Origin of the sequence: Psychrobacter sp. KCTC 72983 (assembly GCF_014280455.1) — a bacterium.
Lineage (GTDB): Bacteria > Pseudomonadota > Gammaproteobacteria > Pseudomonadales > Moraxellaceae > Psychrobacter > Psychrobacter pacificensis.
Genome location: NZ_CP060390.1, coordinates 2,450,584 through 2,477,281, shown reverse-complemented (window position 1 = coordinate 2,477,281; position 26,698 = coordinate 2,450,584). Strand labels below are relative to the sequence as shown.

Sequence of the window (26,698 nt, the reverse complement as noted above, 5' to 3'; positions counted from 1 at the left end):
AGAGTAGCTATGCAATTCATTAAAAATGAAAACAAAAAAACCGCATGAAAATTTATCTCATGCAGTTTTAAACAATTACTTTCTTATCTAACCTATGTCTTATAGATTAGCTAATTAAGCCAGCATACCACCATCGACAACGATAGTCGCGCCTGTGGTATAGCTTGACGCATCCGACACGAGATACAGCACCGTACCTGCCATCTCATCAGGCTCTGCCACTCGCCCTAGCGGGATCGAATGTAGCGCCATTTTTAAGACCTTATCATTGGTCGTTAGCGCCGAGGCAAACTTGGTATCCGTCAGGCCTGGTAATAACGAATTCACACGGATATTAAGTGGACCACATTCTTTGGCAAAGGCCTTGGTCATGCTAATAACTGCCGCTTTAGTGATTGAGTAAATGCCTTGCTTATCACCTGCCACCAGTCCATTGACCGAAGCCGTATTCAATATAACACCGCCGCCTTGCTCTTTCATCATTTTGCCAGCGGCTGTTGACATAAAGAAGTAACCACGAATGTTGACCTCAACCGTTTTATCAAAAGCGGCTAAGTCAGTATCTAAAATATGGCCATAATACGGATTGGCTGCAGCGTTATTGACCAAGATATCAATTTGACCAAACTCACTTTTAATATGCTCAAAAACCGCATCAATTTGCTCCATGTCTCCCACATGACAGGCAAAGGCACTGGCTTTATGACCGTCAGCTTTTATGCTATTTGCTACTGCTTGGCAAGCATCGATTTTGCGGCTAGAGACAATCACGTGTGCCCCTCTTGAGGCCAGCAGACGGGCAATAGACTCTCCAATACCGCGACTGGCACCTGTCACTAGGGCAATTTTACCGGTTAAATCAAATAAATCCTTCATTACTATTCCTTATATTTTTAAACACTATATACGTAAGCGTAAAATTCAATATTATGCCAACATGCCGCCATCCAAGGTAAAGGCATGGCCATTCATAAAGCTGCTCTCGTCGCTTGCGAGCCATGCAATCGCGGCAGACACCTCGTCCACCTCGCCTAAACGGCGCAGCGGACTGGCTTTGACGGTTGCTTGCTGTGCGCGTTCATTCATGGCTGCCATGGTATTGCGTACCATTGGCGTATCAATAAAGCTTGGACAGACTGCATTAAAACGGATATTGGCGCGGGCGTACTCGTGGGCTGCCGACTTGGTCAGACCCATCACGCCATGTTTGGCGGCACTGTAAGCCGATAACATGGGCGCAGAACGCAGACCAGCGATAGATGCCACATTGATCACATGACCACCGCCGTTCGGTATCATACAATTGACAGCGGCACGCATGCAGTGCCAGACCCCTTTTAGATTGACGGCGATATTGCGATCAAAGTCCTCATCACTCAGCTCATGCATGGGCGAAGGCTTGTGGTCGATACCCGCGTTATTGACCACCACATCTAGACCGCCTAGCGTCTCTACCGCAAAGTCAAACAACGCACGCACTTCATCACCACTGGTCACGTCTACTTTTTTGAAGACGATACTGTTGCCCGCATCTCGGCCTTGCTGGGCAACAGACTCACCCATCTCTTCTGCCATATCACCGATCACGACTTTTGCGCCGCGACTGGCCAGTAGCAGCGCGCTTGCCGCACCAATGCCTGATGCGCCGCCTGTGATCAAAATACGCTTACCCGTTACATCTGATGCAATTCCGTTTGTATTCAGTGTCATGAGTTATTCCTCTACTTTAAGTACCAGTTTGCCGAAGTTTTCACCGTTAAAGAGCATCATAAGCGTATCAGGGAATGTCTCAATCCCCTTAACAATATGATCTTTTACTTTGATGTCGCCTGACTGAATCCAGCCTGCAATCTCTTTCATGGCGATTGGATATTCTTTGATATTATCAAACACCACAATGCCTTCCATACGGGCGCGGTTGACCAGGAGTGATAAATAGTTCGATGGGCCTTTGACGGCTTCCGTGTTGTTGTATTGACTGATCGCACCGCAGATGACGATACGCGCATGTAGGTTTATTTGAGTAAGTACGTCGTTTAAGATGTCACCGCCAACGTTATCAAAATAGACATCGACGCCATTTGGACAAGTTTGCTTCAAGGCTTTTTTGACGTTTTCGTTTTTATAATCGATCGTTGCATCAAACCCAAGCTCATCAACTAAGAATTTGCATTTCTCGCTACCGCCTGCAATACCAACGACGCGGCAGCCTTTGATTTTGGCAATCTGACCGACCAAACTACCAACGGCACCCGCAGCACCTGATACCACAACGGTCTCGCCTGCTTTTGGTTGACCTGTTTTTAATAGACCAAAATACCCTGTCATACCCGGCATCCCAAGTACGCCTAAATAATAAGGTAGCGGTGCAAGATTTGGATCAACTTTATGCAATCCTGTGCCGTCACTGACCGCATATGACTGCACGCCATCGTGACCTGCGACATAATCCCCAACGGCAAATTTCTCATGCTTACTTTCAATCACCTCGCCCACCGTACCGGCACGCATGACGTCCCCAATCTGGACAGGTTTGATATATGATTTGGCATCATTTAACCAGCCGCGCATTGCAGGATCGATAGAGATATAATCAATTTTAATCAGTAATTGACCATCGGTGATAGTCGGTATTTCTGTCTCAGTATACTCCCAAGTTTCAGCACTTGGTGCGCCAACTGGTCTTGTTTTTAGTCGCCACTGCTTATTTATGGTTGTCATTGCTCTTTCCTTAGCGTTGTTCTTAGAACCAGTCCGCTTGCATATCAGTGCAAACAGAATTGGTGTTGTTTAAAATGGCTATATCACGGTTAATCAACGGTAGTTCCCAATCGATGAAGTACTTCGCCGCTTGTATCTTGCCTTTATAAAAGTTTTGTTGCTCAATATCTTGCGTCGTGCTTAATAGCTGCTCAGCTTTACTGGCTTGGCGAATCCAAATCCAGCTCAGCACGATCGAGGCAAAAATATTCATCAGCGCTTGGGCGTTACCAGTAAGCGTAATGGCTTCTTCTGTCTGCAACACTTTGCTTAGATGCACCAGCACTTCATGCAGCTGACCCATGTAAGGCGTTAATTTACCCGCGAGTGCCGCAGTCTCAGGCGTGGTGATATTTTCTAGATCTTGCGTGATTTCACGCTTTAATATTTGAATACCAAGACCACCTTTTTGCCATAACTTACGGAATGACAAATCCAATGCCTGTACGCCATTAGTCCCTTCATGGATAGGATTGAGACGATTGTCACGCCAAAACTGCTCAGCATGATATTCACGCGTATAACCAGCACCGCCCAATACTTGAATACCCAAGTCATTGGCTTTTGGCCCATATTCAGACGGCCATGCTTTTAGTACGGGCGTAAGGAGGTCTAACAATTCGGTCAACTCATTCTTTAGGGTGTCGTCTTCGCAAGTATTGATACGGTCAATTAGGTTTGAGCCGTATAAGCACAAGGAAATACCGCCTTCAGAATAGGCTTTTTGTGCCAATAGCATACGCTTTACGTCACCATGCTGGATGATAGCAGTCGCATCATCTTCAGGTTTATTGTTCGGTGCAATGCGCCCCTGCGTACGATCTTTGGCGTAATCGAGCGAATACTGATAACCGCGATAGCCAATCATCGCCGCGCCAAACCCAACCGCAATACGTGCCTCGTTCATCATCTTGAACATATAACGCAGGCCAAAATGCTCATCACCGATCAGGTAGCCGTAACAATCGCCCGCGTCACCAAAGCTCAATGCCGTCGAGGTTGCCCCTCGATAGCCAAGTTTATGAATCAGTCCTGTCAGATGCACGTCATTGCGCTCGCCGACAGACATATCATCGTTCAAACGGTACTTTGGCACCGCAAATAAGGAGATGCCTTTTACCCCACTAGGGCCACCTGGAATCTTGGCCAATACTAAATGCACGATATTGTCAGACAGTTCATGGTCCCCTGCTGAGATATAAATCTTGCTGCCTTTGATGCGGTACGAGCCGTCGTCTTGTTTGACAGCGGTGGTCTTGATGTCAGCAAGTGACGAGCCTGCATGCGGCTCTGTCAGCGCCATGGTACCAGTGAACTCGCCTGTTAGCATACGCGGCATAAAGGCGGCTTTGATATCCTCACTGGCAAAGTGAGAAATGACATTGATGGCTGCAGTGGTCAAAAATGGATAGGCGGTCGTCGACGGGTTGGCTGCCATAAAATAGCCTGCCACCGCGGTCATGATTGTCTCAGGCAGTTGCATGCCGCCATCTTCAAAACTGTAACGACCAGCGATGAAGCCCGACTCGCGAAACGCATCAAAAGCGACTTTGACATCGCTGATCATGCTGACTTTTTTGCCATCGAACTGCGGCTCATTCTTGTCTGCCAGATGATTGTGCGGCAAGAACAAATCTGTTGCGATCTTATTTGCGGTATCTAATACCGCATCAAATGTCTCGCGGCTGTGCTCTGAGAACTTTGCGTGTTTGGTGAGGGTTTGTGTTCCTAGCACATCGTACAGCTGGAACGGTAATTCAAAGTCGTTGATAAGGGTGTCTGCGGCCATAGTCGTCTCTTTTAGTTTCTCTTGATTACATGTAACGATCGTAAATCAGGCAAATCCGTTTGTATTATCACCCTCTGTCATGACCCTATCTGTGATATTTACGGCATCATTGAGTCAGGCAAAACAAAGGGGGTTAATGCTTATCAATTGATATTAATCTAAATTAGCGCACTGCCGTATTGTCATTTATGACATAATCATGGTCAAATGTGACATAAATTTGGAAATAATTTCTCCTATGGACGTTATGATTAGTGAGAAAAATAACAGATGCGAGTAACTGATGCCCTATTTCAAACCATTTAATGTAATCGTTCTTGGCTTCGATGGTGTGCTTGGTAGCGTGCTCGCTGGTGCCTTAGATTTGTTTTCATTTACAGGGGTCAGCTGGCAGCGATTTTCAAATGAAGCGGTTGAACCTAGGTTTAAGGTGCAGATCGCAAGCTTAGGCGGCGGTGATATCAGATGTAGCAACCGCTTAATGATGCGAGCGCACTGCGATATCCAAGATGTCACGGAGTGCGACTTGTTGCTGGTGCCCACCATTGGCGATTCTATAGACAAGGTACTCAGGCAAAACCGTGAGCTGCTACCACACCTAAAGCGACTGGCGAATACCAACGCGGATATTGCCAGCAATTGTAGCGGGGCTTTTTTCTTGGCGGAGGCAGGGTTATTAGATCATAAAGTCGCCACCACCCATTGGGGCTATGCCAATAAATTTAAGGCAGACTTTCCACTGGTGGACTTACAAGAGAACCAGTTTGTCACTCATGCAAGCGATGAGCTGGGTAGTATATTTTGTGCGGCAGGCGGCAGCGCCTTTTATGATTTGGGGCTATTATTAATAGAGCGCTACTGCGGGCGGGAGATCTCGACCCAGATGGCAAAAACTCAGATTATTGATAGCAAACGAGGCAATCAAAACAGCTATACCAATGTGACCTTGCACAAGTCGCATGCAGACCAGCTGGTCAAACAAGTGCAAGAATTCATTGAGCAGAATTTTCAACAGCCCATACAAGTCAGCAGCCTAGCTGCCATGGCAAATATCACTCCACGCACTTTGAATAGACGCTTTCAGGCCAGCGTCGCGATGCGACCCGTTGAATATATTCAGGCAGTGAGAATTGAGCAAGCCAAGCGCTTGCTCGAGTTGGGGGATGTGAGTATCAAGTCTCTTGCCGATCAAGTCGGCTATGACGATATCTCTTCGTTTACTCGCTTGTTCAAACGGGCAACAGAGTTGACGCCTAAGGAATATCAAGATAAGTTTTCACGGCTGGCGATTTAGAGTCTGTTAGTTAGTGATCATGCATGTTTACATATTCTGCCATAGGCCTTCGACATGGATAGCATCCGCCTTGATGGTGGGATAATCGCTAAAGGACAACTGGTAGCCGCCTGATATATTGGGCGTCAGTTGACACATTGCGCCAAGCGGAAAGCTGTGTTTTTTGCCAATATGACCAAATCGCATGCCACTATAAATTGGTAATCCAGTCAGTTTATGTAATTGACGAATCACTGTGGCAACATCATAACGCTTGTCATAGCTGTCCTCACCTGAACCAGACAACGCCCCAAACACAATCGCTTGTTGACCTTTAAACACACCCGCTAAATACAAATCATACAGCATACGCTCAATACGATACGCCTGCTCGCCCACATCCTCTAAAAACACAATACTGCCCTCAATGCGCGGTAAATACTCGCTACCTGCCAGCGCAGACACCACGCTTAGGTTGCCACCCCAAATCGTACCAGTGAGCACTTTGGGCTCGCCCGCTGTGAGTATGGTAGGCAGTTGCTGACTGGTTAAAGACGCATCTTTTATGGTGATCGTTAAATTAGAATCCGTTAAGGCTTTGGCGAACTGGCGACAGCTGATTTGATCAGGCGCAGTTTTGCCAAACTCGCTATAAAGCATCGGTGCCGCAAGTGAACTCATAGACCCTTTCGCCAATAGCGCACATTGGATCGCAGTCACATCACTGAACCCTGCGAGTATCGTGCCGCGCTCTTTCATAATACGCCCAAGCGTCGTCCAATCAACCATGGGTAATATACGCATCGCACCATAACCACCGCGCACACCTAGCAGCAGTTTTGGCGCTGCTATCGCTCCGGTCGCGAGGTTTTGGAAGTCACTGGCACGCTGCGAGTCCGTACCTGCAAAGCGCAAATATTGACGATTGGTGATATCGGGATTACTTATTTTAAACCCAGCACAGCTCATGCGATCTAATGCCAACTGATTGCGCTCATCACTGCCGCCCACATTGGAGCTGGCAAACAGTCTGGTCTCAATCGTGGGCGTAGTGCAGCTTGTTATTAGAGAAGTTTGCGCTGAGCGCTCATCCAACAATGCAGTCGGCAGATCGTCTTTGGTCAGCTGCGAGCTATTATCTGCCTCAATGAGGCTGGCAGCCAATGCGTGAGGAATACTTTGCGCTGCTAATGCCGCAGCACCTGCGCCAACACCTATTCGGCGCAAAAACTGTCGACGGTTTAGGCCAACATTAAGCTCATCAGCTAGGTTTGACTGTAGGTTTTTATCTTCTATTGATTGCTGGATGGACGGTATTTTTGAACCCATACGTTGTTGCTACCTATACATTTTTATTTTTATGATTTATACATTGTCATCTTTTGCAGTAGCGCACATCACAAATGACGCCGTCATACTCAAACATTGTAACGCATCTTGCCAGCAGTCAAGTTACCCAAGCCTTTACCTATATTTACTTTTTCGCTACCGAGACATACAACATGGGGCGAGTATGTTTGTTACTGTAGATACAAATTCATCGCACAAAAATAAAGGCAACAATTATGTTTACCAAGAAAAATGATAAAGAAAAAACACTCGTTTCTAATTTGAAATACTTGATTGGAAAAGAAGACAAACTTAAAGAAAAGCTAGAAGACAATAGTTATCTTGAACCTTTTAGCGATGATTTGATGCTATTTATGAGTCTAATCAAAGACTACTATAAAGGTGACTATCGTAAGATTCCTTTTAGAACCATCTCAGCTGGCGTGGTTGGGGCAATATACACACTAAATCCTATTGACCTTATCCCAGATTCTATTCCGTTTATCGGCTATATCGATGACGCACTTGTACTTAAATTTTGTTTAAAACAGGCCAGAAAAGATTTGCAAAAATACAAGTCGTGGAAACAAGAACAATCAGACACCAAAAGCACATCGGAAAATGACAAACGCACGGACAAGATCAGTCATGATAAAAACAGCACTGATGAAGAAGATAACAATGAAACCAGTACTGATCTCAAAAAAGCATCATAACTAGTTATGTCTCAACCGATAATTAGCAGTTTAAAAAAGCCACAGCCACTCACTTGGTTGTGGCTTTTTTGTTGCTTTAATCAATCTGACGCTGAACGGTTAAACCTCCAAACGTCAGATTTTAATTCGGCACATCGTAGCTTGCTTTTTCTGGATTAAGGCCAAACGAGTACACGAAAGTTGCAACCAGACTATTGACGATGATAAACGGTAAGTCAATCGCCACATGACCTAAAATATAGCGACCAATCAACCAAGAGACAATCAGCATAACGATAAAAAACCCAGCCAAGTACGCCAAAATAGCAGGATGCTTGAGATTATAAGGTTGGTCAGTCTTCGGCTGCTTTTCTAATACATACGTTCTTATCGCCCAACCCGCGGCATAAGAAAACCCACCTAACACGACATAACTAAAAAAATTCATATAGCTTGACTCTACTGATTTAAAGGCTTGTAGCAAGATCGTTTTGGACAAATACGATTGATCATCAACGATATTTATGCTACCTATGAGAAATACTTATCTAACTACTCTCATTCACATTATCGATAATGATGTTGGCGTGTGGATTGGCCAATATATCGGTATTGACGTCATCACACGCTACTCGATAGATGGTGTTAGCACCTCGGTAAATATAAGACAGATACTCACTGTCTAAGAGTGGGTCGATATTGGCATAGGCAGGCTTGACATGCGCCAATACTAGCACTCGATCAGGACGCCCGATCACCGCATCGACATTATCTGGATCAATAGAAAAAAACTGCGGTATATCACTATTTTTAATCACTTCTAACGCTTCAGGCTCATCCCACACACGCCTAGCACTTGCAGGCTCTTTCATCTGCATCACCCAAGCGCCTTCTTGTTGGCTAACCTTTATTTGCGCAGGCTCGTCTTGACTCACTGTATAACAGCCTGCAAACACAGATAAATCGGTTGCCGCGACCTCAGTATCTGCCTGAGCATCACTGCTATCACTACAGCCACTCAAAAGGAGCACTGTGCTGGCCGTAGCACTGAGCATCAGATACGTCAGTCGCTTATAAAAAATACTTGAGCATAAAGACATAATAAAGCTATCCTGCGGTCATGTATGGGAGACTTGCACTGAGCGCGTTGTCATAAGAAAACTATCAAATAGCTATCTACAAATATTTTCTGTGGATACTATTGTGACAAATGTGACAAAGACAGCGCGCTGGTATTGGCTTCTTTAAAAGCATTTTCGCTAAAAAGTAGACGTTTTTTAGCGAGCCAAGCTATTTTAACAGAAAACAATCAGGTTACTATTGTGTTATGCGTTGCCATCGCTAGTTTTGTGATTTTGTTTGTCACGACCACCCATATTTACGATAGTTTTGTTATACTCACAGCGGCACTAGCATCGTTCAATTAGTATGAGCGCGATGCTCTAATACTACTTTTATGCTTACTATTTATCAGGTTTATACATCTCTATGTCAGACAACCGTAACGCCATGCCACACTCTAATACAAGCAACGCAACTGATCCGTTAGCCGCCAAGAAAAACATAACGGTAGCGTATACTGACGGTGCCTGCAAAGGCAATCCCGGCGCTGGCGGTTGGGGCGCGCACCTTATATTTAGCGATGGTAGCACGCAGGATTTATATGGCGGTGATACGGAAACCACCAATAATCGCATGGAGCTCATGGGTGCGATACAGGCCCTAACACATAGCGCGCCTACACAAAAACTTGAGATTTGGACAGACTCAAGTTATGTCAAAAAAGGCATCACCGAATGGATTGAAGGCTGGAAGAAAAAAGGCTGGAAAACAGCGAGCAAAAAGCCCGTCGCCAATCAAGACCTTTGGCAACAATTGGATAAGCTATGTCAACAGCGTGATGTTGATTGGCACTGGGTTAAGGGTCACGCTGGACATGCCGGTAATGAAAAAGCAGACGAACTGGCAAACTTAGGTGTCACATCGAACAGTGGTCACGACTCTAGGGTAAAAGAACCTATAATAAAAGCCTGTGTGATAAACGAATCAGACGCCCCTAAAAAAAAAGACCGCATAGCGACTGATAAAAAACCTGTCGCCAATGATGATTGGCTAAAGTTCGACCCATTGGGTCTAGATATGGTAGATGACGAGTTTGACGATGTATCAGAAGATGAGTTACGAATCAATGACAGTCATTCTCATCATGAAAAACGTATGATACCTGATGATACTCTGATAGCGCCTGACCACGATCAATACCACGCACCCAAAATGATGAGTAATAAAGCCATGCCAGAAGCCCAAGTATCCATGAATGATACCGACATGACTAGTGATATCCCACCTATAGATACTGATACACCCAAGTTTGATGGGGATACTAGCCGTGCCAATCCTCATTTCAAACCGCTATTGCCAAAACCGATACATCGTCATGAAGCAAATCGTCAGCTCATCATGGATACAGAGACCACAGGGCTTGATGCGCTAAAAGGTGACCGTATCATTGAGGTCGGTATTGTTGAGATGGTGGGCCGTAAATTTACTGGTGAAAAGCTGCACGTCTATATCAACCCGCAGCGCGGTATGGATGATGAAGTTATTCGTATTCATGGGATCTCTGAGGCATTTTTGGCGGACAAACCTACCTTTGATCAAGTTGCCCAGTCATTATACGACTTTATGGATGGTGCTGAGATTATCGCTCACAACGCCACCTTTGATATGAACTTCTTAAACATGGAGTTTGCGAAAGTCGGTCTCAATGACTTTGCTGAGCGCGTACAAGTGACCGATTCACTGGTCATGGCAAAGCAGCAATATCCTGGACAAAAGAACACGTTGGATGCCCTCGTTCGCCGCTTAGATGTTGGTAAGCAAGACCGTACCTTTCACGGCGCCTTACTTGATTCAGAGATTTTAGCCGAAGTTTACTTGGCGATGACTGGCGGTCAAGTGACGCTTGCCATTGAAGAAGACGCACCCACAGAGGGCGGGCAAACTGCACATGCCAATTTTGCCAATCTTGCCAACTTGCTATTGGCATCGACGTCAGATGAGACTACCAATCAAAGCTGGTACGCTTCTCTTGCAGAGGACTACCCTGAGCTAAAAGCCAATATGTAGTCGCTACATCAAGCCTGAATTACACCAACATTTGTACAATATAGCCTTGATTATTATCATATAAAACGTTAAAACATCATTAACCAATATTTTTACTACCCCATTGATACCATCGTCATTCTCATCAGTACATTATGGAAAAATACTTATGGACCAGTCTGCGCAAATGAAGTTAACCGCCCCCACGCTTAGTGTTACTGATTTCAACCTACCGTCACTCCACTTATTGCATGATGAGATTATCGCAACGCTCAAAGATACTGAGATTCATCTGAGCGAGTTCAATGACGATAGTAGCCAAGCACCTTTATTGCTAGATTCTATTAGCGTTTTAAAGCAGCTGTCTTGTATTTTTAAACTGATTTCTCTTGTTGGTGCAGAAGCGTTAAACAATGCCATCGTTGACGGTCTACAGCGCCTTTATGACAACGGCGACAACAATGACACGGCTCTCATCATGGATTTATCAGAAGCCATTATGACGCTGGATCGTTATGTCGAGTTTGTACTACTGACAGAATCAGTAGAGCCGACCTTATTAATACCAGTGGTTAACAAGCTCAATGCACATGGACAAAAGCCACCAATGACGGTCGAGGACTTTTCTACTTTTGGCAGCAGTAGTGTCATCATTGCAAACCCAGAGCAAAACTTTGAGCCACTAAGCGCGCTCAATCTGGATACAGAACTCCTGACCTATGCCTATCGTAGTGGTCTTGGCGTTGCCCTACTCAACCAAGATGGCAATATTGACTCAAACGATCAGAAAAAACTCGATGCCATGAGTGCTGCCTGCGCTTTGATCGCCTCAAATAGTAACAGCCTATTTTGGCAAGCAGCAGCGACTGCTGTGACAGATATTGCCGCGGTCTTACCGTTGAACGTGAGCCAAAAGCATACGCTGATTTATGTGGAGCAGCAGTTCCAAAGCTACTTACCTGTGATGGACACGCGTTTTGCCGACTTGGTTAATTTTGCCTGTCAGCGTGATACGGTTGAGGCGCAGCAATTACGTGAGCAGTACGCAAGTAACTATCTAGAAGGCGATCAGCTTGATGAGATGAAGCGTTTCTTATTTGGTCCCAATCGCGCACTCACCGATACACTAAATGACATTATTCAGTCTCAAATCAATAATATTAAAGAAAATGTTGACAGCTATGCACGCGGCGACTCCATCAATCCTGTTGATATGAAAACTGCCCAGATCATTGAAGAGTTGACTGAACTGAGCTCAGCACTGCGCCTGCTAGGATTGTCCAATGCAGCTGATAGTCTTATCACAGCGGCGGGTGCGGTCAGCCATTGGCAGGCGCCTTCGCCGGATGATTTTGATCACTTATTACTGGCATTGATGCATGCAGAAAATGCTACAATTGCAATGGCAGAGATGCATACCCCAGGGGCGATCTACTTACCACTGAATAATCAGCATATCTCATTGCATCAGCTCAATACATCATACGATACCCTCATACAAGAAAGCCGTACCGCCATTGCAAGTGCCGAGCAAGCAATTAACGACTATTTGGCAGAGCCTGAACGCGACATGCTTAATATTCAGAATATACCGGGAATGATGCGCCAAGTGGCAGGTGCATTGCGCTTTTTACATTTGCCAACATCCGCCAGCATGCTTGGTCAATTAGCCATTTATATCGAAAAGCGCATAGAGAGTGGACAACGTATCGAAGACGATACACTGGCTTATATTGCTGATGTTATTATGGCGGTCGATCATCATCTGGATGGTTTTGAGAACAATCGTCCTGTCAGTAAACAAGCGCTTGACGTTGGCCAGCAAAGCTTAAGTCATCTACTTGCTGCTTAGTACTGCTTACACAGGTTTTATCGTCGCCATTTTGTCATTTTGCGGTGATAAAACTTAATCAGAATACTTCACGTTAAATAAGTCTGTATCTAAATCGATACGGATTTGCTTCAAACTGTTTGGAATCTTTTATGGCCCATGCTTTTATATTGAGTGATGACACTGTTTTATGCCGTCAAATGCCAGATGGTTGGTGGCCATTACAAATCCACCTACCACAGAGTAGTACTGGTTCAGACGAGCAAGCTTATCGGCTCGGTCACGTGACGCTACATGAGAGTCTATCGCCAAATCACTGGCAATCTGATGATAATAATATGGATAGCCTTTCATCTGATTTGATCAATGAAAACACTGCCCAAACCTTCACTGCGCCGTCCACCACTGCCATGACTTATGATTACGCAGTCGCTCATAACGTGACGCTGCCTATCATCGCCGAAAGCAGTACTGATACGTTTGTCCCTTATCGACAGCTGATAAATAACATACCTGTTGCCCTATCTGACCAGATCAGTCAAGCAATACAGTTATTAAGGTGGCAAGCAGATACGCAGTTCTGTAGTCGCTGTGCCAGTCCTACCGTACATGCTGACCAAGGCGAGCGCGCCATGGCTTGTCCAGTATGCCAGCTGCGCCAGTATCCTCGCGTCCAGCCATGTGTGATTACGGCGATTACCCGCCCAAACCCAGTAACAGATGAAATGCAAATCTTACTCGCGCACCACCATCGACATGGACAGCAAAAACTGCCGCCCATGTATGGTTTGATCGCTGGGTTTGTCGAGGTGGGTGAGAACCTTGAGCATGCGGTGGTACGCGAGGTGGCAGAAGAGGTCAATATCAGCGTATCAGATATTCGTTATGTGAGTAGCCAGCCTTGGCCATTTCCCTCCAATTTGATGCTTGGGTTCCGTGCCTCTTATGTCAGAGGCGATATTATTATTCAAGAAGATGAACTGGCGCATGCTGATTTTTTTGATCTCTCTAACCTGCCAAAGATTCCACCAAAGGGCAGTATCGCTCGAGAATTGATCGATCAGATTGCCAAAGAGCAAGGCATTTTATTATGAAATTAAATGACACTGGCACGGGCAGCTCATTTTAGCGGCTAATGTCAGTGCCTACTGCGTCTCACTTAGACATTATGGACGGTCAGACGCTGATATTGCCATTTGACGAGCCTAGGTATCAATAATCCAGCGATCACAATTGCCATACCTAATAATTGCAAAGCGGTCACTTGCTGACCGTAAGCAAAGGCCGTGAGCGCAGCAAATACGGGTACGAAGTTAAAGAATAATGACGCATTAGCAGCGCCCAACTGCTTGACGCCAGAGATCCACAATAGATAACCGCCAACCGTGCCGAAGACGCCAATAAATATCAAGTCGCCAAAGACACTGCGACTGATGGCTAAGCTTTCTTGCAATGGATGTACCTCTGCACTAAATAACACCATGAGCGATATCACCCCAAGACCTGACAGCATACCGACCAAGGTATAAGGAATCATCGGCATCCATCGGCTGATACCTTGAGTCAGATAAGTATAGAGACTCCAGCACAGCATACCTAAAAAAATCATTTGATCGCCATGGTTAAATTCAAACCCTAGCAGTTTGGCAAATGCGCCATCGGTCAGTACCAGCAGTACGCCAGAGAGACAAACCACCAAACTAAACAGCGCGCCTTTGGTAGGAAACTGGCGCTGCGCTATAGAACCAATCAAAGAAGTCACCAGTGGGCTAAGCGCCATAATCAACGCACCATTGTTAGCATTGGTCTGTTCAAGCCCAGTAAACAGCCCCAAGTTTAAGCCACCAACACCAATGATGGATACACCAATCGCCCACGCCCATTGTTTGGGTGTGAGATTAGGGATTGGCATGTGCTTATATTTTGTATAAAGATACAGACACACCGAGGCAATGCTAAAACGCCACATGACTAAGGTTAATGCATTTACTTCACTCAAGGCATGCTTGCCGACAGGAAAACTTGCGCCCCAGAGAAACGTACACAGTAATAAATATAGGACGGCGGTGGTGTTCGCTGAACGGCTCATATTGCACCCAAAAAACTTGCGAAAAGATAACCACCAGTGTATATATTTTAAATACGGTATAAACAAGCAATAACGAGAGCATAGATTCTGAATATGAAATTTAACTACTCCCTCGATGACATGCGCAGTTTTTGCGCGGTTGTCCGCTACGGCAGCTTTCGCCAAGCCTCTATAATGCTTGACATGCCCCTATCGACATTGAGTCGCCGAGTTGCCAAACTAAAAGCAGATCTGGCACTTAGGTTGCTCAACCGAGATGCGCACCGCGTACAGTTGACCCATGCAGGGCAACAATATTATAAGAGCAGCGCCCATCTCTTTGATGAGTTAGAAAACGTCGCGTGTTGCTTACTACAAGATAAAAATGAGGCCAAAGGCACAATCAGAATCAGCGCCCCTGTCAATTTTGGTAGTGATATTTTAGCGCCGCATTTCAATGCTTTTTTAAAACAATATCCAGATATCCATTTAGATTTGCGTCTGTCCAATCAGACCATTGATATTGATGCGCAAGCTATTGATGTCGCTTTTCGTATTGGTGAACACAGTGCCAATCATTGGATTGGGCGGCAGCTGACCAATATTCGCTTTATGATTTGTGCAGCCAGCGATATCGATGTATCCGATATCCAAACGCCCAATGATTTGGCAGGCTACCCTACGGTACTGTGCACCCCTATGTCTACTTGGCATCTACAGCATCGTATAACGGGCGAGGTACAGACGCATCAGCCAACAAATAATATCCGTCTAAAAGTTGATAATATTAGTTTACTAACGGGGGCTATTGCGGATGGCATCGGTCTAGGTTTCATCCCCGATTATGATGCACAGCCTTTGATCACATCAGGCGGTTTGCAGCAAGTATTGCCTGATTGGAATAACCAACCTAGAGGCTGCCAGATGCTCTATCGCGACCGTGATAACATGCCTCATCGCATGCATCTATTGATTGATTTTATCCTCAAGCGTTTTAGTAAGTAGACATTCCGCAAACGCTCACCGTTTTTAGAATAAATGCATCACAATATCATTGATCTTATGCTTTAATTTTTAATGTTAAAGACTAGGTTTTCGACCCTGATGTTTTACGGCTTTAAATGTGTTAATCTTCGCAGCGCAACAGCGATCGACACGGCTGGGTGATTGACTATTTGACATAGAACGTCAGTACAAAGATCCATAATTTGCCTATAAAATATGCAATCAATAGTCACTTATCTACCTAGCCACTGACAGACATAAGTGACAATCGCTAATGATGACCGATACTAAGGCCAGTAATACCATGTCCCAAACCGACACCCATCCTCAAAATGTTACACAGACACGCTTGGCAGACTTACCGATCTTGTTTGAGTCGCTGAACATTGACACTCTGCCAAATGATGTACAGACAAAAATTGCACGCGTGGATGCTTGTCTGCCGCAAACACAATGCGGGCTTTGTGAGCATCCAGATGGCTGCTTGCCTTACGCCGCTGCTATCGTATTAGAGGGTGAGCCTTACAATAAATGTGTCCCTGGTGGCCAGCCAGTAACGGACGCTATCGCTCAGACGATTGGGATAGATACTCATCTGACAGCCGCACCATCACAATGGCCGATAGACATGACATCAGGACGTCCAACAGAGGTTCGTGCTGTGATTCGTGAAGACGACTGTATCGGCTGTACCAAATGTATTCCGGCTTGTCCAGTGGATGCTATCGTCGGTACTGGCAAACACATGCATACGATTTTTACCGATTTGTGCACAGGCTGTGAGCTATGTATCGCACCCTGCCCTGTTGATTGTATCGACTTGGTCATTGTCGAGCGTGAGCTTTCTCCCTTTGAGAGAGTAGCCGAACAAGAAGATTTAAGACAGCGCTACCACACGCATCTCAAACGCGTGACAGAACAACTGGCTGATACCAGCAATAGCAAACCTGTGGTCAGCATGGTAGAGGCCAAGCTCAACAATGCAGCGAGCCAATCGCTAAATATTAGCGAAGCACAAGCAAAGAATACCATTGCAGCGGCTAAACTACGTACCAAAATTAAAAAACTCGAAAAGCAGCTCAGCGTGCGCGCCAATGATAAAAAACAAATGGAGCTTGAAGGCTTGCAAGCAGAGCTCGACGCATTACAAGCGGTGCTGTGATTACGTGATTGATACTTTAATAACTCATATAAATGCCATCGCTAGCATATAATTTTGCAACACCACTCACTAAAATAATAGTTAAAACACCATGAGTAAAACGGTCAAACACAAAACAGCCGATACACCGCCCTCTAGAAGAATGCCCAATCGCGATGTGCGTCCATTTTTTGAAAAGCTAGCGGCGACGATTGACGAGCCTGTCACCGAGCTAAATTACGGCAGTAATTTCGAGCTGCTCATCGCCGTTATCTTATCTGCACAGGCAACTGATGTGAGCGTCAATATTGCCACCCAGCAGTTGTACCCCGTGGCGAACACACCTGAAGCTATACTGGCACTAGGCGAAGAAGGTCTAAAGACGTATATCAAAAATATTGGCTTATATAACGCAAAAGCCAAAAATGTCCTCAAGACTTGCCGCGATTTGATTGAAAAGTTTGATAGCACCGTCCCTGACAACCGCAAAGATCTAGAATCATTAGCTGGTGTGGGGCGTAAAACCGCCAACGTAGTTTTGAATACTGCTTTTGGTCAGCCAACCATGGCGGTCGACACGCATATCTTTCGCGTCGGCAATCGTACTGGACTCGCTACTGGTAAAACGGTGCTCATCGTCGAAAACAAACTGGTCGAGCGTATACCCGATGATTTTATCGTTGATGCCCATCATTATCTGATTTTACATGGGCGTTATACCTGCCAAGCGCGTACACCCAAATGCGGCGCATGCCCCGTCTATGAAGAGTGTATGTTTAAAGATAAAGCGACCTTTTTAGAACTATAACGTAGTGACAATCCTGTCTCAAAAACAAACTTATGTAGCCATGCACTGGCAAGTACCTACGTTTTACGACAGTGAATCCCTTGTTGAGCATTTCTTATAGTATAGAAAGTGCTGCTCACTAGAGTTTTATAACGTTTCAGGGTAGAATAACCCTATTTTGCGTTAAGAGATTTTGGCAATTATCCCGCTTCTGATAAGGCAATCTGCACACTGAGAGTAGCCTATTAGAGCGAACATTGACCTAACTCTCTACCGCCATAGCCATAAAAGCTTATTATCATTGCTCCATATATGAATTGGTTGAATGATAGTAGGTCTAGATTTTAGCCAAATTGATGACAAAAACTTTGTTCAACACCGATTTTTAGCATTGAGAAATACCGATTATCTGCCGCGTAAATGCGTGGTCAACATTAATTAGAGCAGCACCCAGAGTGTTGCTTTTCCTACCTTTATTGATTCAATTAAGCGATCCCATTATGCGTGAATACAACTTATTTACCTCCGAATCTGTGAGCGAAGGCCACCCTGACAAAATGGCTGACCAAATATCAGACGCCATCCTTGATGCTATCTTACGTGAAGACTTACACGCACGTGTGGCCTGCGAAACTTTAGTAAAAACAGGCGCGGTGATACTTGCCGGTGAAATCACCACAACTGCCAATATCGATTTAGAGCGGCTGGTGCGTGACACGGTCAACGGCATTGGTTATCACCACTCAGATTTGGGTTTTGATGGCGAGACTTGTGCGGTCATCAATATGCTGGGTAAGCAGTCTCCTGAAATCGCTCAAGGTGTCGATCGTCATGATCCTGAAGAGCAAGGTGCAGGCGATCAAGGTTTAATGTTTGGTTACGCCAGTAATGAAACTGATGTATTAATGCCGGCCCCTATTGAATATGCCCATCGTTTGATGGAGCGTCAATCTGAGCTGCGCCGTGCAGGCGAGCTACCATGGCTCCGTCCTGATGCCAAAGCGCAGGTTACCTTGAAGTATGATGGCAACCGTCCTGCTGCAATCGATGCGGTCGTTCTATCAACTCAGCATGATCCGAGCATCTCGCAGTCTGATCTGCAAGAAGCAGTGATGGAATCTATCATCAAGCAAGTGCTACCGGCTGATCTGTTACATGCGGGTACACGCTACCATATCAATCCAACGGGTAAGTTTGTCATTGGTGGTCCTGTGGGTGATGCAGGCTTAACAGGCCGCAAAATCATTGTCGATACTTACGGCGGTATGGCACGTCATGGGGGCGGTGCTTTTAGTGGTAAAGATCCCTCAAAAGTAGATCGCAGTGCTGCTTATGCGGTACGTTATGTGGCCAAAAACATCGTCGCAGCTGGTCTTGCTGATCGCTGTGAAGTACAAGTCAGTTACGCGATTGGGGTTGCTGAGCCAACGTCTATCTCTGTCAACACTTTTGGCACGAGCAAAATCAGTAACGATGAAATCATTCGCCTGATTCGTACTCATTTTGATTTGCGTCCTTATGGCATCACTCGTATGCTGAACCTATTACAGCCAATGTATCAGCAGACGGCTACCTTTGGACATTTTGGTCGTCAAGGCTCAGAAACTGCCTTTACTTGGGAAAAAACAGACAAAGCAGATATCTTAAAAGCAGACGCTGGCTTATAAGGGTCATAGAGTCATTACGTTGAATCATTTACAAACCGCCTTTATATACTAAAATTATCGACACTTATTATTAGGAGCAGCTTATGTCTCAAGACAGCAACACTCAAGACAACAATGTGGATGCAAGCATTGAAATCACCCCTGAAATGCAGGCGTTTTACCAACGCGCTGATGCTATCATCGGTGTCGCCAATAGTCAGCTAGGCCCTGATGCCCATTCAGGACAGGTAGGTGCTTCTTTGTTATATGCTGCCGCACGCTACAGCGCCTCTGTGGCCTCGATTGGCTTCGTGAAAGCCGATGATTTTGCCAAAGAAAAAGACGATATCGTCGAGTTTTATGTCAAACAATATCGCCAGATGCTAAGTGACAATTTGACAGATTATGCACAAAATTTCGATAAATATGTGCAGCTAAACAAAGATGATAAGCCAGCTGAATAAGTTGCTATTCTTATCTAGGTAGATATTCTGCTGTGACAATCATCTGTATTTAACAAAAAACCCAAGCCGCTCAAGCTTGGGTTTTTTGTATTATGTTATTGAGTCCATAGCCATTCATTAGTTATTATAAAACTTTAAGTGCTATATCGATCTATCAATAACGTGACGAGCGGTAATAGAACGCTTGCAAATAAGGACATCACATCATGCAAAAAACGCTATCTAAATTATCACTGCCTACACTGGCGCAATCCCTCAAACCATCATTAGCTGTCGTCTCCTTGGTATTAGCACTGGCGGGTTGCAGCGCTACGCCTGGCGCAGTTACTCCCACGCAACCTGCAACAGATAACAGTCAAATGCTTGAAAACACCTTAACTCACTGTCCAACCTCTCGCTCTGAGAAGACCATGTGTACCATGCAATATGATCCAGTCTGTGTAAAAACGAAAGTTGGCTCAGTGATAAGCTACCGTACGGCAGGTAATGCTTGCTCGGCCTGTAACATACCTGAGGCCATTAGTTATACCAAAGGTGAATGCAGTTAATTCATAAGAATACTTCATTCCAAAAAATATATTTGAGTAGCCACAAAGAAGCCCCAATTTAAAAATAAATTGGGGCTTCTATTAATGATTAGAACAATGGTTAAAATAACGATTTTACTGCTTAGTCACCCTTAACAATCTTAGGTGGGCCTTTGAGTAAATGCTCATCAACAAACTCATCTGCAGAGTTATGATCTGCTGACTCATCTGTGATATAGCTTTGCTGCGCACGGTAAAGAATCAGACGATCACGTCCTAATCCGCGTAACAACGCATACATTATGACAAAAACCACTAAAGCAAATGGCAATCCTGCTACGATGGCAGCTGCCTGCAAAGCAGACAATCCACCAGCCGCTAACAATATGGCAGCGATAACGCCTTCTGTGGTTGCCCAAAACAAACGCTGAATCTTTGGTGGATTGGTATCGCCACCAGCGGTCAGCATATCGATAACAAAACTGGCCGAATCTGACGAAGTCACAAACCAAAGCATAATCATGACAACAATCATTAACGTAATCGGTTTGGCTAGTGGGTAGTACTCAACTAGCTTAAAGATTGCGCTACCGGTATCTGCTTGTACTGCTTCAACCAAACCTGGGCTAATACCTGTCACAGCAGAGGCAAGCTCCATATGAATCGCTACGCCACCAAAGGTCGTGAACCAAAAGAACAAGATAAGCATAGGGATTAACAGTACCCCAAACGTAAACTCACGGATGGTACGACCACGAGAGATACGGGCAATAAAGATACCAACGAATGGTGCCCAGCTCACCCACCATGCCCAATAAAATATCGTCCAAGCACTTTGCCAATCTGTTCCACTATAAGACTCGCCCCACGTACCCAAAGGCACGAGTACAGTCAGATAGTTGCCGATATTTTCGATAAAGCTATCAAAGATAAAGAGCGTTGGCCCTAAAGCCACCATGAATACCAATAAAACGATTGTAAAACCGATATTGATATCACTAAGGCGCTTAATACCTTTATCCAGACCCATCATAACGGAAGCGGCTGCAAGCGCTGTGATGAAAGCTATCAAACCGAACTGTACAGTGAGACTATTCGGCATGCCAAATAGTTTCTCAAGTCCCGCATTGATCTGCATCACTCCAAGCCCGAGTGAGGTGACCACACCAAACATCGTACCGAACACGGCCAAGATATCGACCGTATGCCCCCAGCGACCATAGATTCTTTTGCCGAGCAAAGGATACAAAGTTGAGCGAATCGATAAAGGCAAACCGCGACGAAAATGAAAATACGCTAACGACAGTGCCACAATCGTATAGATGCCCCAAGCGTGTAGACCCCAATGCATAAATGAGATATTCATCGCTTGCTTTGCGGCTTCAACCGTTTCGGCCTCGCCCATTGGTGGTGCCATAAAGTGATACAACGGCTCCGCTGTACCCCAGTAGACAAGGCCAATACCAATACCAGCAGAGAACAACATACCAATCCAAGAAAACAGATTGTACTGTGGTCGCTCCGTTTGGTTACCTAAACGAATATCACCATAGCGACTCATTCCTAAGTAAATGCAAAGCCCAAGCGCTGTATTCACTAAGATAATAAATAACCAACCGAACTTATCGGTAATAAAATTCTGTAAAAAACTAAAAACCGCCCCTGCTGTTTCAGTGAAAAGTGCGCCGAAAATAATAAATCCAACGATCAACAGTGACGATGTAATAAACACAGGTTTACTCACCCGTGGAAAAGGTCCTAATCTGCCTACTTTTACTTCTTCCATGTGCAAGTCTCAAAATTTAAGGAATATTACCTTAACAAAATAGGCTTTAACTATCAATCAATTACAAAATAAAACTTGATAAAACCTTTAAATTATTCTAATAAGATTGATAGTTTTTTTTAAAAGGTCTACATAAATACAGATCTAAAAGCAGCTTTATCATGATGTTATTTAGGCAATAATCTGAGTAATCGTCCACCATCACCATCTTCCAATACCCACACTTGTCCATCGACTGCCAGCACGCTACGAACACGCTCACCCATGTCATAACGATAGCGTTCAGTAGCACTATCATCTTCATCGACACTTACGACAATAAGCGCTTTTGAAGATAAACCACTGATTAAAAAATCGCCTTGTAATGCTGGAAAGTCATTGTGGCTACCAGCCGTATATAGACTCAGTGATGACGGTGAAATAACGGGTGTCCATGTGATTTTAGGCATTTCAAACTCAGGGCGAGTGTCGTGATCTGGGATTGGTGTACCTGAATAATTACGACCATTTGATACAATCGGCCAGCCGTAGTTTTTGCCTTTTTCAATCAGATTAAATTCATCACCGCCCTTTGGCCCCATCTCGTTTGCCCAAAGCCTGCCGCTTTCATCAAATCTTATGCCGAGCACATTGCGATTGCCCATTGTCCAAAACTGAGAGGCAATGTCATTGCTATCATTGACAAATGGATTGTCCTTTGGAACCGAGCCGTCAGCATACAATCTAATAATCTTACCTAGATTCATGCTCATATTTTGTGCAGGCTCTTTTTTCTGGCGTTCTCCTGAGCTGATATATAGATACTGTCCATCAGGTGAAAACAATAAGCGATGGCTATAATGACCTTGCCCCGTGACTTTTGGAGATTGCTCCCAAATAGGCGTGATGACCTGTAGTGTGGGCGCATTTGTGCCTAATCCTGCCAGTGTCGCTTTGATTACTTTTGCCCCAAACTTATTACTATCACCCCCCTTTCCTGCTTTTACGTAGCTGATATATACAGCATTAGAAGTCGCAAAATCTGGTGCTAATATAATATCTCCCAAACCACCTTGACCACCATAGGCCACTTTAGGGATGCCTGCTACTTGTGTCTTGCTACCCGTCGCCGTGTCTACAATGAATAACTCTCCTGTTTTTTGCGTCACTAGTAGTTTGGGCGCTTTGCCATCTATACTGGGTAGTGCTGTCATAGCCCAAGGCTCATCAAAAGTGGCGACCGCTTTGGTTGTAAACTCAGGCTTGTCTGCGCTAACTTGAGCATCACTTGTCCGCATATCTGCTTTAGAGGTTTGGCTCTCTTTCTGTTCTGGTACGTTGTTGCTGGTATTGACGGTTGCAGGATTGGAGCAAGCTGATGTACTAAACAATAAAGCCGCAATGAGTAACGGCGATGTTAAGGGCAGACTTACACGTTCAATAGGGGTTGTCATGGTTTTGTCCTTTCTATCCAATTGGCATTTATTTTATTGGTCATCCATTTATTTATAGCATAGTCTTGATATTTAAGAGATATTTAAATGGTAAAAAAACAGTAACGCAAAATACCACCATAAACGAAAAACCCCTTACCTACGATTGTAGATAAGGGGTTTGTTGTGGGAGTATCGTGAGGTCATAAAGACGTCAAAGCCAATGACATTAGCTCATTCTAAGCTTATCAAAAGTCAGTTGGTCATCACTACCCACATCGATTTTAATGATGTCACCCGCGACAAAGTCGCCCGCCAAGAGTTTTAATGACAATGGGTTTTCGATCTCCTGTTGAATAGCACGCTTCAAAGGACGAGCGCCATAAACAGGATCATAGCCCACGGCAACCAATTTATTCATGGCATCTGATGATAGCTCAATATCCATCTCACGCTCTTGGATGCGCTGACGCAAACGATTCAATTGAATATCAGCAATACCTGCCATCTGCGACATACCAAGCGGATGGAATACTACGATTTCATCAATACGGTTGACGAACTCTGGACGGAAATGCTGCCCAACAGAATCCATTACTTCCGCTTTAATATCCTCGTAACTTTCGCCAACCATTTCCTGAATCTTGTGCGAACCCAAGTTACTGGTCATGATAATGACGGTGTTTTTGAAATCTACCACCCGACCTTGCGAATCGGTTAAGCGACCATCGTCCAATACTTGTAGCAAGATGTTGAACACATCTGGATGCGCTTTTTCTACTTCATCAAACAATATGACGCTATATGGCTTACGGCGTACCGCTTCAGTCAACGTACCGCCTTCTTCATAACCGACATAACCTGGAGGTGCCCCTACAAGACGACTGACACTGTGTTTTTCCATATATTCACTCATGTCGATACGTACGATTGCATCTTCAGAGTCAAACAAGAAGTTCGCTAGTGATTTGGTCAGCTCAGTTTTACCAACGCCTGTAGGTCCTAAGAATAAGAACGAGCCTGAAGGACGGTTGGGATCAGATAATCCTGCACGGCTACGACGTACCGCATTGGCCACCGATTCGACCGCTTCGTTTTGACCGATAACACGCTCATGGAGCTTTTCTTCCATTGCGATCATTTTGTCACGCTCGCCTTGCATCATTTTACTGACTGGGATACCAGTGGCGGCTGCCACCACTTCTGCAATTTCATTGTCGGTGACTTTATTACGTAGCAATTTGACACCACTACCTTCACCTGTCTGCTCTTTTTGCTCAGCCAAATCAGACTCATGAATACGGCGCTCAAGCTGTGGAATGGTCTCGTATTGCAGCTTACTCATGGTCTCGTAGTCACCTTCGCGGCTGGCTTTGTCATAAGCGATACGGGCTTTATCTAGCTCGTCTTTTAGCTGTTGACTGCCTTTGACCAATGCTTTCTCTGCCTGCCAAACTTCATTAAGATCAGCGTATTCTTTTTCTAGCTCTGCTATTTGCGCATCGAGCACTTTACGTTCTGATTTCGCGCCAGCATCTTCTTCGTTTTTGAGGACTTCGCGCTGCATTTTTAGCTGAATGAGGCGACTATCGAGCTTACCTAATGATTCAGGCTTACTGTCCATCTCCATGCGCAAGCGGCTGGCCGCTTCGTCAATTAAATCAATCGCCTTATCTGGTAACTTACGGTCAGTGATATAGCGATGACTCATGCGCGCAGCAGCAATGATGGCGCTATCTTGAATATCGACGCCATGGTGAAGCTCGTAACGCTCTTTTAAACCCCGTAATATCGCAATAGTATCTTCGACCGTTGGCTCATCGACCAAAACCTTTTGAAAACGACGCTCAAGCGCAGCGTCTTTTTCGATGTACTGACGATACTCATCAAGGGTGGTCGCACCAACGCAGTGCAGCTCACCGCGTGCCAAAGCAGGTTTGAGCATATTGCCTGCGTCCATCGCGCCGTCGCTTTTACCTGCGCCCACCATGGTATGCAGCTCGTCAATGAATAAGATGACATTACCTTCTTGTTTGGCCAAGTCGCTCAGTACGCCTTTTAGACGCTCTTCGAACTCACCGCGGAATTTTGCCCCTGCAATCAGCGCGCCCAAGTCTAATGACAACACTTCTTTACGGCGCAGACCTTCTGGTACGTCGCCATTGATGATTTTTTGTGCCAAGCCTTCTACGATGGCTGTTTTACCAACGCCCGGCTCACCGATGAGCACAGGGTTGTTTTTGGTACGGCGCGACAGTACCTGAATGGTACGGCGAATTTCTTCGTCACGGCCAATGACTGGATCTAGTTTGCCAAGCTCTGCTTGCTCAGTCAGATTAATCGTGTATTTGTTGAGTGCATCACGCTGATCTTCAGCGTTTTGGTTATTGACCGTATCATCACCGCGCAGCTGCTCAATGACCGCTTTTAGTTTGCTTGCCGTCACACCTGCACTTTCAAATATTTTTTTGGTTTCGCCTTGCTCAGCGAGTGCCAACATGACCCATTCAGTCGCAATAAAATCATCGCCTTCTTTTTGCGCCTGACGATCTGCCAAGTTCAGAATTTTGACTGAGTTTGGGTTTAGATTGACGTCACCTGTTGGCTCCGAAATGGTCGCTTGGTTATCGAGTGCTTTGGCAACGCCATTTTTTAGCGCTGGAATAGAAGCGCCTGCTTGTTGGCAGATAGATAAATTAGATTCATCTTGTAGCAATACCGCAAGCAAATGCACAGGATCAATGCCCGTATGATCACGACCTAACGCTAGGCTCTGAGCTTCTTGAATCGCCGATTGCAGTTTTTGCGTAAACTTCTCAAATCTCATGTTTATATCCTTTTATAATTGGTATTATCAGTAATCGCGTTCATCTCTGGCGTCACTGTTATCTGTCATTTATATAAGGTATGCATACGGTTATTTCAAGACAACAAATCAATAAAACCTTACTTAAGACAATGATATTTATTATTAACAATATTTAAATGGGCTATTAATACCAGATAAAGGAAATTAGTAGGTAAGAAATGCCATTTTATTGTTGTAAATTCAAGAGAAATCTCCGTTGAATATGGTA

At 45.0% G+C, this 26,698-nt stretch carries 22 protein-coding genes; 11 read left to right on the top strand and 11 right to left on the bottom strand.

All coding sequences use genetic code 11. The features are described 5' to 3' along the window. Window positions 1–114 precede the first annotated feature (114 nt). Genes PSBA01_RS10640 through PSBA01_RS10625 form a run of 4 tightly spaced genes read right to left on the bottom strand, consistent with a single transcriptional unit; the run spans window position 115 to window position 4,549 of the window. Complete coding sequence (locus PSBA01_RS10640; RefSeq protein WP_186474287.1) at window positions 115–876, bottom strand: SDR family oxidoreductase; 762 nt, start codon at window positions 874–876, stop codon at window positions 115–117. 51 nt (window positions 877–927) lie between these two features. After that, entirely contained in the window at window positions 928–1,710 is a 783-nt protein-coding gene (locus tag PSBA01_RS10635; RefSeq protein ID WP_093068272.1) for an SDR family NAD(P)-dependent oxidoreductase, read from the bottom strand. Between the two features lie 3 nt (window positions 1,711–1,713). After that, the gene (locus PSBA01_RS10630) at window positions 1,714–2,721 is read right to left on the bottom strand and encodes an NADP-dependent oxidoreductase (protein ID WP_186474286.1); all 1,008 of its coding nucleotides are present in this window, start codon (window positions 2,719–2,721) and stop codon (window positions 1,714–1,716) included. Window positions 2,722–2,743: 22 nt separating this feature from the next. Then, the gene (locus PSBA01_RS10625; RefSeq protein ID WP_186474285.1) at window positions 2,744–4,549 is read right to left on the bottom strand and encodes an acyl-CoA dehydrogenase; all 1,806 of its coding nucleotides are present in this window, start codon (window positions 4,547–4,549) and stop codon (window positions 2,744–2,746) included. 283 nt (window positions 4,550–4,832) lie between these two features. Between PSBA01_RS10625 and PSBA01_RS10620 the strand changes: the two genes are divergently transcribed. Beyond that, window positions 4,833–5,843, top strand: a complete 1,011-nt coding sequence (locus PSBA01_RS10620) for a GlxA family transcriptional regulator (RefSeq protein WP_186474284.1) — start codon at window positions 4,833–4,835, stop codon at window positions 5,841–5,843. Window positions 5,844–5,870: 27 nt separating this feature from the next. Here PSBA01_RS10620 and PSBA01_RS10615 read toward each other — a convergent pair whose 3' ends face one another. Continuing rightward, entirely contained in the window at window positions 5,871–7,151 is a 1,281-nt protein-coding gene (locus PSBA01_RS10615) for an LD-carboxypeptidase (RefSeq protein ID WP_186474282.1), read from the bottom strand. Window positions 7,152–7,387: 236 nt separating this feature from the next. Here PSBA01_RS10615 and PSBA01_RS10610 point away from each other — a divergent pair, with 236 nt between their 5' ends. Beyond that, window positions 7,388–7,867, top strand: a complete 480-nt coding sequence (locus tag PSBA01_RS10610; protein ID WP_186474280.1) for a YkvA family protein — start codon at window positions 7,388–7,390, stop codon at window positions 7,865–7,867. A gap of 121 nt (window positions 7,868–7,988) precedes the next feature. On the opposite strand, the gene PSBA01_RS10605 is transcribed toward PSBA01_RS10610, so the two are convergent. Together PSBA01_RS10605 and PSBA01_RS10600 are read right to left on the bottom strand one after the other, a co-directional pair. Then, window positions 7,989–8,294, bottom strand: a complete 306-nt coding sequence (locus PSBA01_RS10605; RefSeq protein WP_186475518.1) for a hypothetical protein — start codon at window positions 8,292–8,294, stop codon at window positions 7,989–7,991. Between the two features lie 100 nt (window positions 8,295–8,394). Further along, the gene (locus tag PSBA01_RS10600) at window positions 8,395–8,946 is read right to left on the bottom strand and encodes a hypothetical protein (RefSeq protein WP_392397117.1); all 552 of its coding nucleotides are present in this window, start codon (window positions 8,944–8,946) and stop codon (window positions 8,395–8,397) included. Between the two features lie 388 nt (window positions 8,947–9,334). Here PSBA01_RS10600 and dnaQ point away from each other — a divergent pair, with 388 nt between their 5' ends. The 3 genes from dnaQ to nudC all read left to right on the top strand — a co-directional run bounded on the left by dnaQ (window position 9,335) and on the right by nudC (window position 13,879). Next, entirely contained in the window at window positions 9,335–10,975 is a 1,641-nt protein-coding gene (dnaQ, locus tag PSBA01_RS10595) for a DNA polymerase III subunit epsilon (protein WP_186474278.1), read from the top strand. A 148-nt stretch (window positions 10,976–11,123) separates the two neighbouring features. Next, window positions 11,124–12,806 carry a hypothetical protein gene (locus PSBA01_RS10590; RefSeq protein ID WP_186474276.1) on the top strand — a complete coding sequence of 561 codons (1,683 nt, stop codon included), beginning with the start codon at window positions 11,124–11,126 and terminating at the stop codon, window positions 12,804–12,806. A gap of 131 nt (window positions 12,807–12,937) precedes the next feature. After that, entirely contained in the window at window positions 12,938–13,879 is a 942-nt protein-coding gene (nudC, locus tag PSBA01_RS10585) for an NAD(+) diphosphatase (protein WP_186474274.1), read from the top strand. A gap of 65 nt (window positions 13,880–13,944) precedes the next feature. Here nudC and PSBA01_RS10580 read toward each other — a convergent pair whose 3' ends face one another. Next, on the bottom strand, window positions 13,945–14,874 hold the full coding sequence (locus PSBA01_RS10580; protein WP_186474272.1) for a DMT family transporter: 930 nt from the start codon (window positions 14,872–14,874) through the stop codon (window positions 13,945–13,947). 93 nt (window positions 14,875–14,967) lie between these two features. Here PSBA01_RS10580 and PSBA01_RS10575 point away from each other — a divergent pair, with 93 nt between their 5' ends. From PSBA01_RS10575 to PSBA01_RS10550, 6 genes are all read left to right on the top strand, one after another. Further along, on the top strand, window positions 14,968–15,858 hold the full coding sequence (locus PSBA01_RS10575) for a LysR family transcriptional regulator (protein ID WP_186474270.1): 891 nt from the start codon (window positions 14,968–14,970) through the stop codon (window positions 15,856–15,858). 304 nt (window positions 15,859–16,162) lie between these two features. Then, window positions 16,163–17,020, top strand: coding sequence for an RnfABCDGE type electron transport complex subunit B (locus tag PSBA01_RS10570; RefSeq protein ID WP_186474268.1), 858 nt, complete (start codon window positions 16,163–16,165; stop codon window positions 17,018–17,020). A 91-nt stretch (window positions 17,021–17,111) separates the two neighbouring features. After that, entirely contained in the window at window positions 17,112–17,807 is a 696-nt protein-coding gene (gene nth, locus PSBA01_RS10565; RefSeq protein ID WP_075105953.1) for an endonuclease III, read from the top strand. A 479-nt stretch (window positions 17,808–18,286) separates the two neighbouring features. Next, window positions 18,287–19,453, top strand: a complete 1,167-nt coding sequence (metK, locus tag PSBA01_RS10560) for a methionine adenosyltransferase (protein ID WP_075105952.1) — start codon at window positions 18,287–18,289, stop codon at window positions 19,451–19,453. A gap of 83 nt (window positions 19,454–19,536) precedes the next feature. Next, window positions 19,537–19,896 carry a DUF3144 domain-containing protein gene (locus tag PSBA01_RS10555; protein ID WP_071001833.1) on the top strand — a complete coding sequence of 120 codons (360 nt, stop codon included), beginning with the start codon at window positions 19,537–19,539 and terminating at the stop codon, window positions 19,894–19,896. 206 nt (window positions 19,897–20,102) lie between these two features. Next, on the top strand, window positions 20,103–20,444 hold the full coding sequence (locus PSBA01_RS10550) for a hypothetical protein (RefSeq protein ID WP_071001835.1): 342 nt from the start codon (window positions 20,103–20,105) through the stop codon (window positions 20,442–20,444). 121 nt (window positions 20,445–20,565) lie between these two features. On the opposite strand, the gene PSBA01_RS10545 is transcribed toward PSBA01_RS10550, so the two are convergent. The 3 genes from PSBA01_RS10545 to clpB form a co-directional block, all read right to left on the bottom strand. After that, window positions 20,566–22,209, bottom strand: coding sequence for a BCCT family transporter (locus PSBA01_RS10545; protein ID WP_093068229.1), 1,644 nt, complete (start codon window positions 22,207–22,209; stop codon window positions 20,566–20,568). Between the two features lie 167 nt (window positions 22,210–22,376). Next, window positions 22,377–23,642 carry a PQQ-dependent sugar dehydrogenase gene (locus tag PSBA01_RS10540; RefSeq protein WP_186474266.1) on the bottom strand — a complete coding sequence of 422 codons (1,266 nt, stop codon included), beginning with the start codon at window positions 23,640–23,642 and terminating at the stop codon, window positions 22,377–22,379. 208 nt (window positions 23,643–23,850) lie between these two features. Next, window positions 23,851–26,448, bottom strand: a complete 2,598-nt coding sequence (gene clpB / locus PSBA01_RS10535) for an ATP-dependent chaperone ClpB (RefSeq protein WP_186474264.1) — start codon at window positions 26,446–26,448, stop codon at window positions 23,851–23,853. Window positions 26,449–26,698 lie beyond the last annotated feature (250 nt).

Coding starts and splice junctions, on each gene's coding strand:
- PSBA01_RS10605 (WP_186475518.1), bottom strand. CDS start 8,294: ATGAATTTTTTTAGTTATGTCGTGTTAGGTGGGTTTTCTTATGCCGCG.
- PSBA01_RS10570 (WP_186474268.1), top strand. CDS start 16,163: ATGTCCCAAACCGACACCCATCCTCAAAATGTTACACAGACACGCTTG.
- PSBA01_RS10625 (WP_186474285.1), bottom strand. CDS start 4,549: ATGGCCGCAGACACCCTTATCAACGACTTTGAATTACCGTTCCAGCTG.
- PSBA01_RS10635 (WP_093068272.1), bottom strand. CDS start 1,710: ATGACACTGAATACAAACGGAATTGCATCAGATGTAACGGGTAAGCGT.
- PSBA01_RS10615 (WP_186474282.1), bottom strand. CDS start 7,151: ATGGGTTCAAAAATACCGTCCATCCAGCAATCAATAGAAGATAAAAAC.
- PSBA01_RS10620 (WP_186474284.1), top strand. CDS start 4,833: ATGCCCTATTTCAAACCATTTAATGTAATCGTTCTTGGCTTCGATGGT.
- dnaQ (WP_186474278.1), top strand. CDS start 9,335: ATGTCAGACAACCGTAACGCCATGCCACACTCTAATACAAGCAACGCA.
- PSBA01_RS10540 (WP_186474266.1), bottom strand. CDS start 23,642: ATGACAACCCCTATTGAACGTGTAAGTCTGCCCTTAACATCGCCGTTA.
- nudC (WP_186474274.1), top strand. CDS start 12,938: ATGGCCCATGCTTTTATATTGAGTGATGACACTGTTTTATGCCGTCAA.
- PSBA01_RS10610 (WP_186474280.1), top strand. CDS start 7,388: ATGTTTACCAAGAAAAATGATAAAGAAAAAACACTCGTTTCTAATTTG.
- PSBA01_RS10590 (WP_186474276.1), top strand. CDS start 11,124: ATGGACCAGTCTGCGCAAATGAAGTTAACCGCCCCCACGCTTAGTGTT.
- nth (WP_075105953.1), top strand. CDS start 17,112: ATGAGTAAAACGGTCAAACACAAAACAGCCGATACACCGCCCTCTAGA.
- PSBA01_RS10580 (WP_186474272.1), bottom strand. CDS start 14,874: ATGAGCCGTTCAGCGAACACCACCGCCGTCCTATATTTATTACTGTGT.
- clpB (WP_186474264.1), bottom strand. CDS start 26,448: ATGAGATTTGAGAAGTTTACGCAAAAACTGCAATCGGCGATTCAAGAA.
- metK (WP_075105952.1), top strand. CDS start 18,287: ATGCGTGAATACAACTTATTTACCTCCGAATCTGTGAGCGAAGGCCAC.
- PSBA01_RS10545 (WP_093068229.1), bottom strand. CDS start 22,209: ATGGAAGAAGTAAAAGTAGGCAGATTAGGACCTTTTCCACGGGTGAGT.
- PSBA01_RS10550 (WP_071001835.1), top strand. CDS start 20,103: ATGCAAAAAACGCTATCTAAATTATCACTGCCTACACTGGCGCAATCC.
- PSBA01_RS10640 (WP_186474287.1), bottom strand. CDS start 876: ATGAAGGATTTATTTGATTTAACCGGTAAAATTGCCCTAGTGACAGGT.
- PSBA01_RS10630 (WP_186474286.1), bottom strand. CDS start 2,721: ATGACAACCATAAATAAGCAGTGGCGACTAAAAACAAGACCAGTTGGC.
- PSBA01_RS10555 (WP_071001833.1), top strand. CDS start 19,537: ATGTCTCAAGACAGCAACACTCAAGACAACAATGTGGATGCAAGCATT.
- PSBA01_RS10600 (WP_392397117.1), bottom strand. CDS start 8,946: ATGTCTTTATGCTCAAGTATTTTTTATAAGCGACTGACGTATCTGATG.
- PSBA01_RS10575 (WP_186474270.1), top strand. CDS start 14,968: ATGAAATTTAACTACTCCCTCGATGACATGCGCAGTTTTTGCGCGGTT.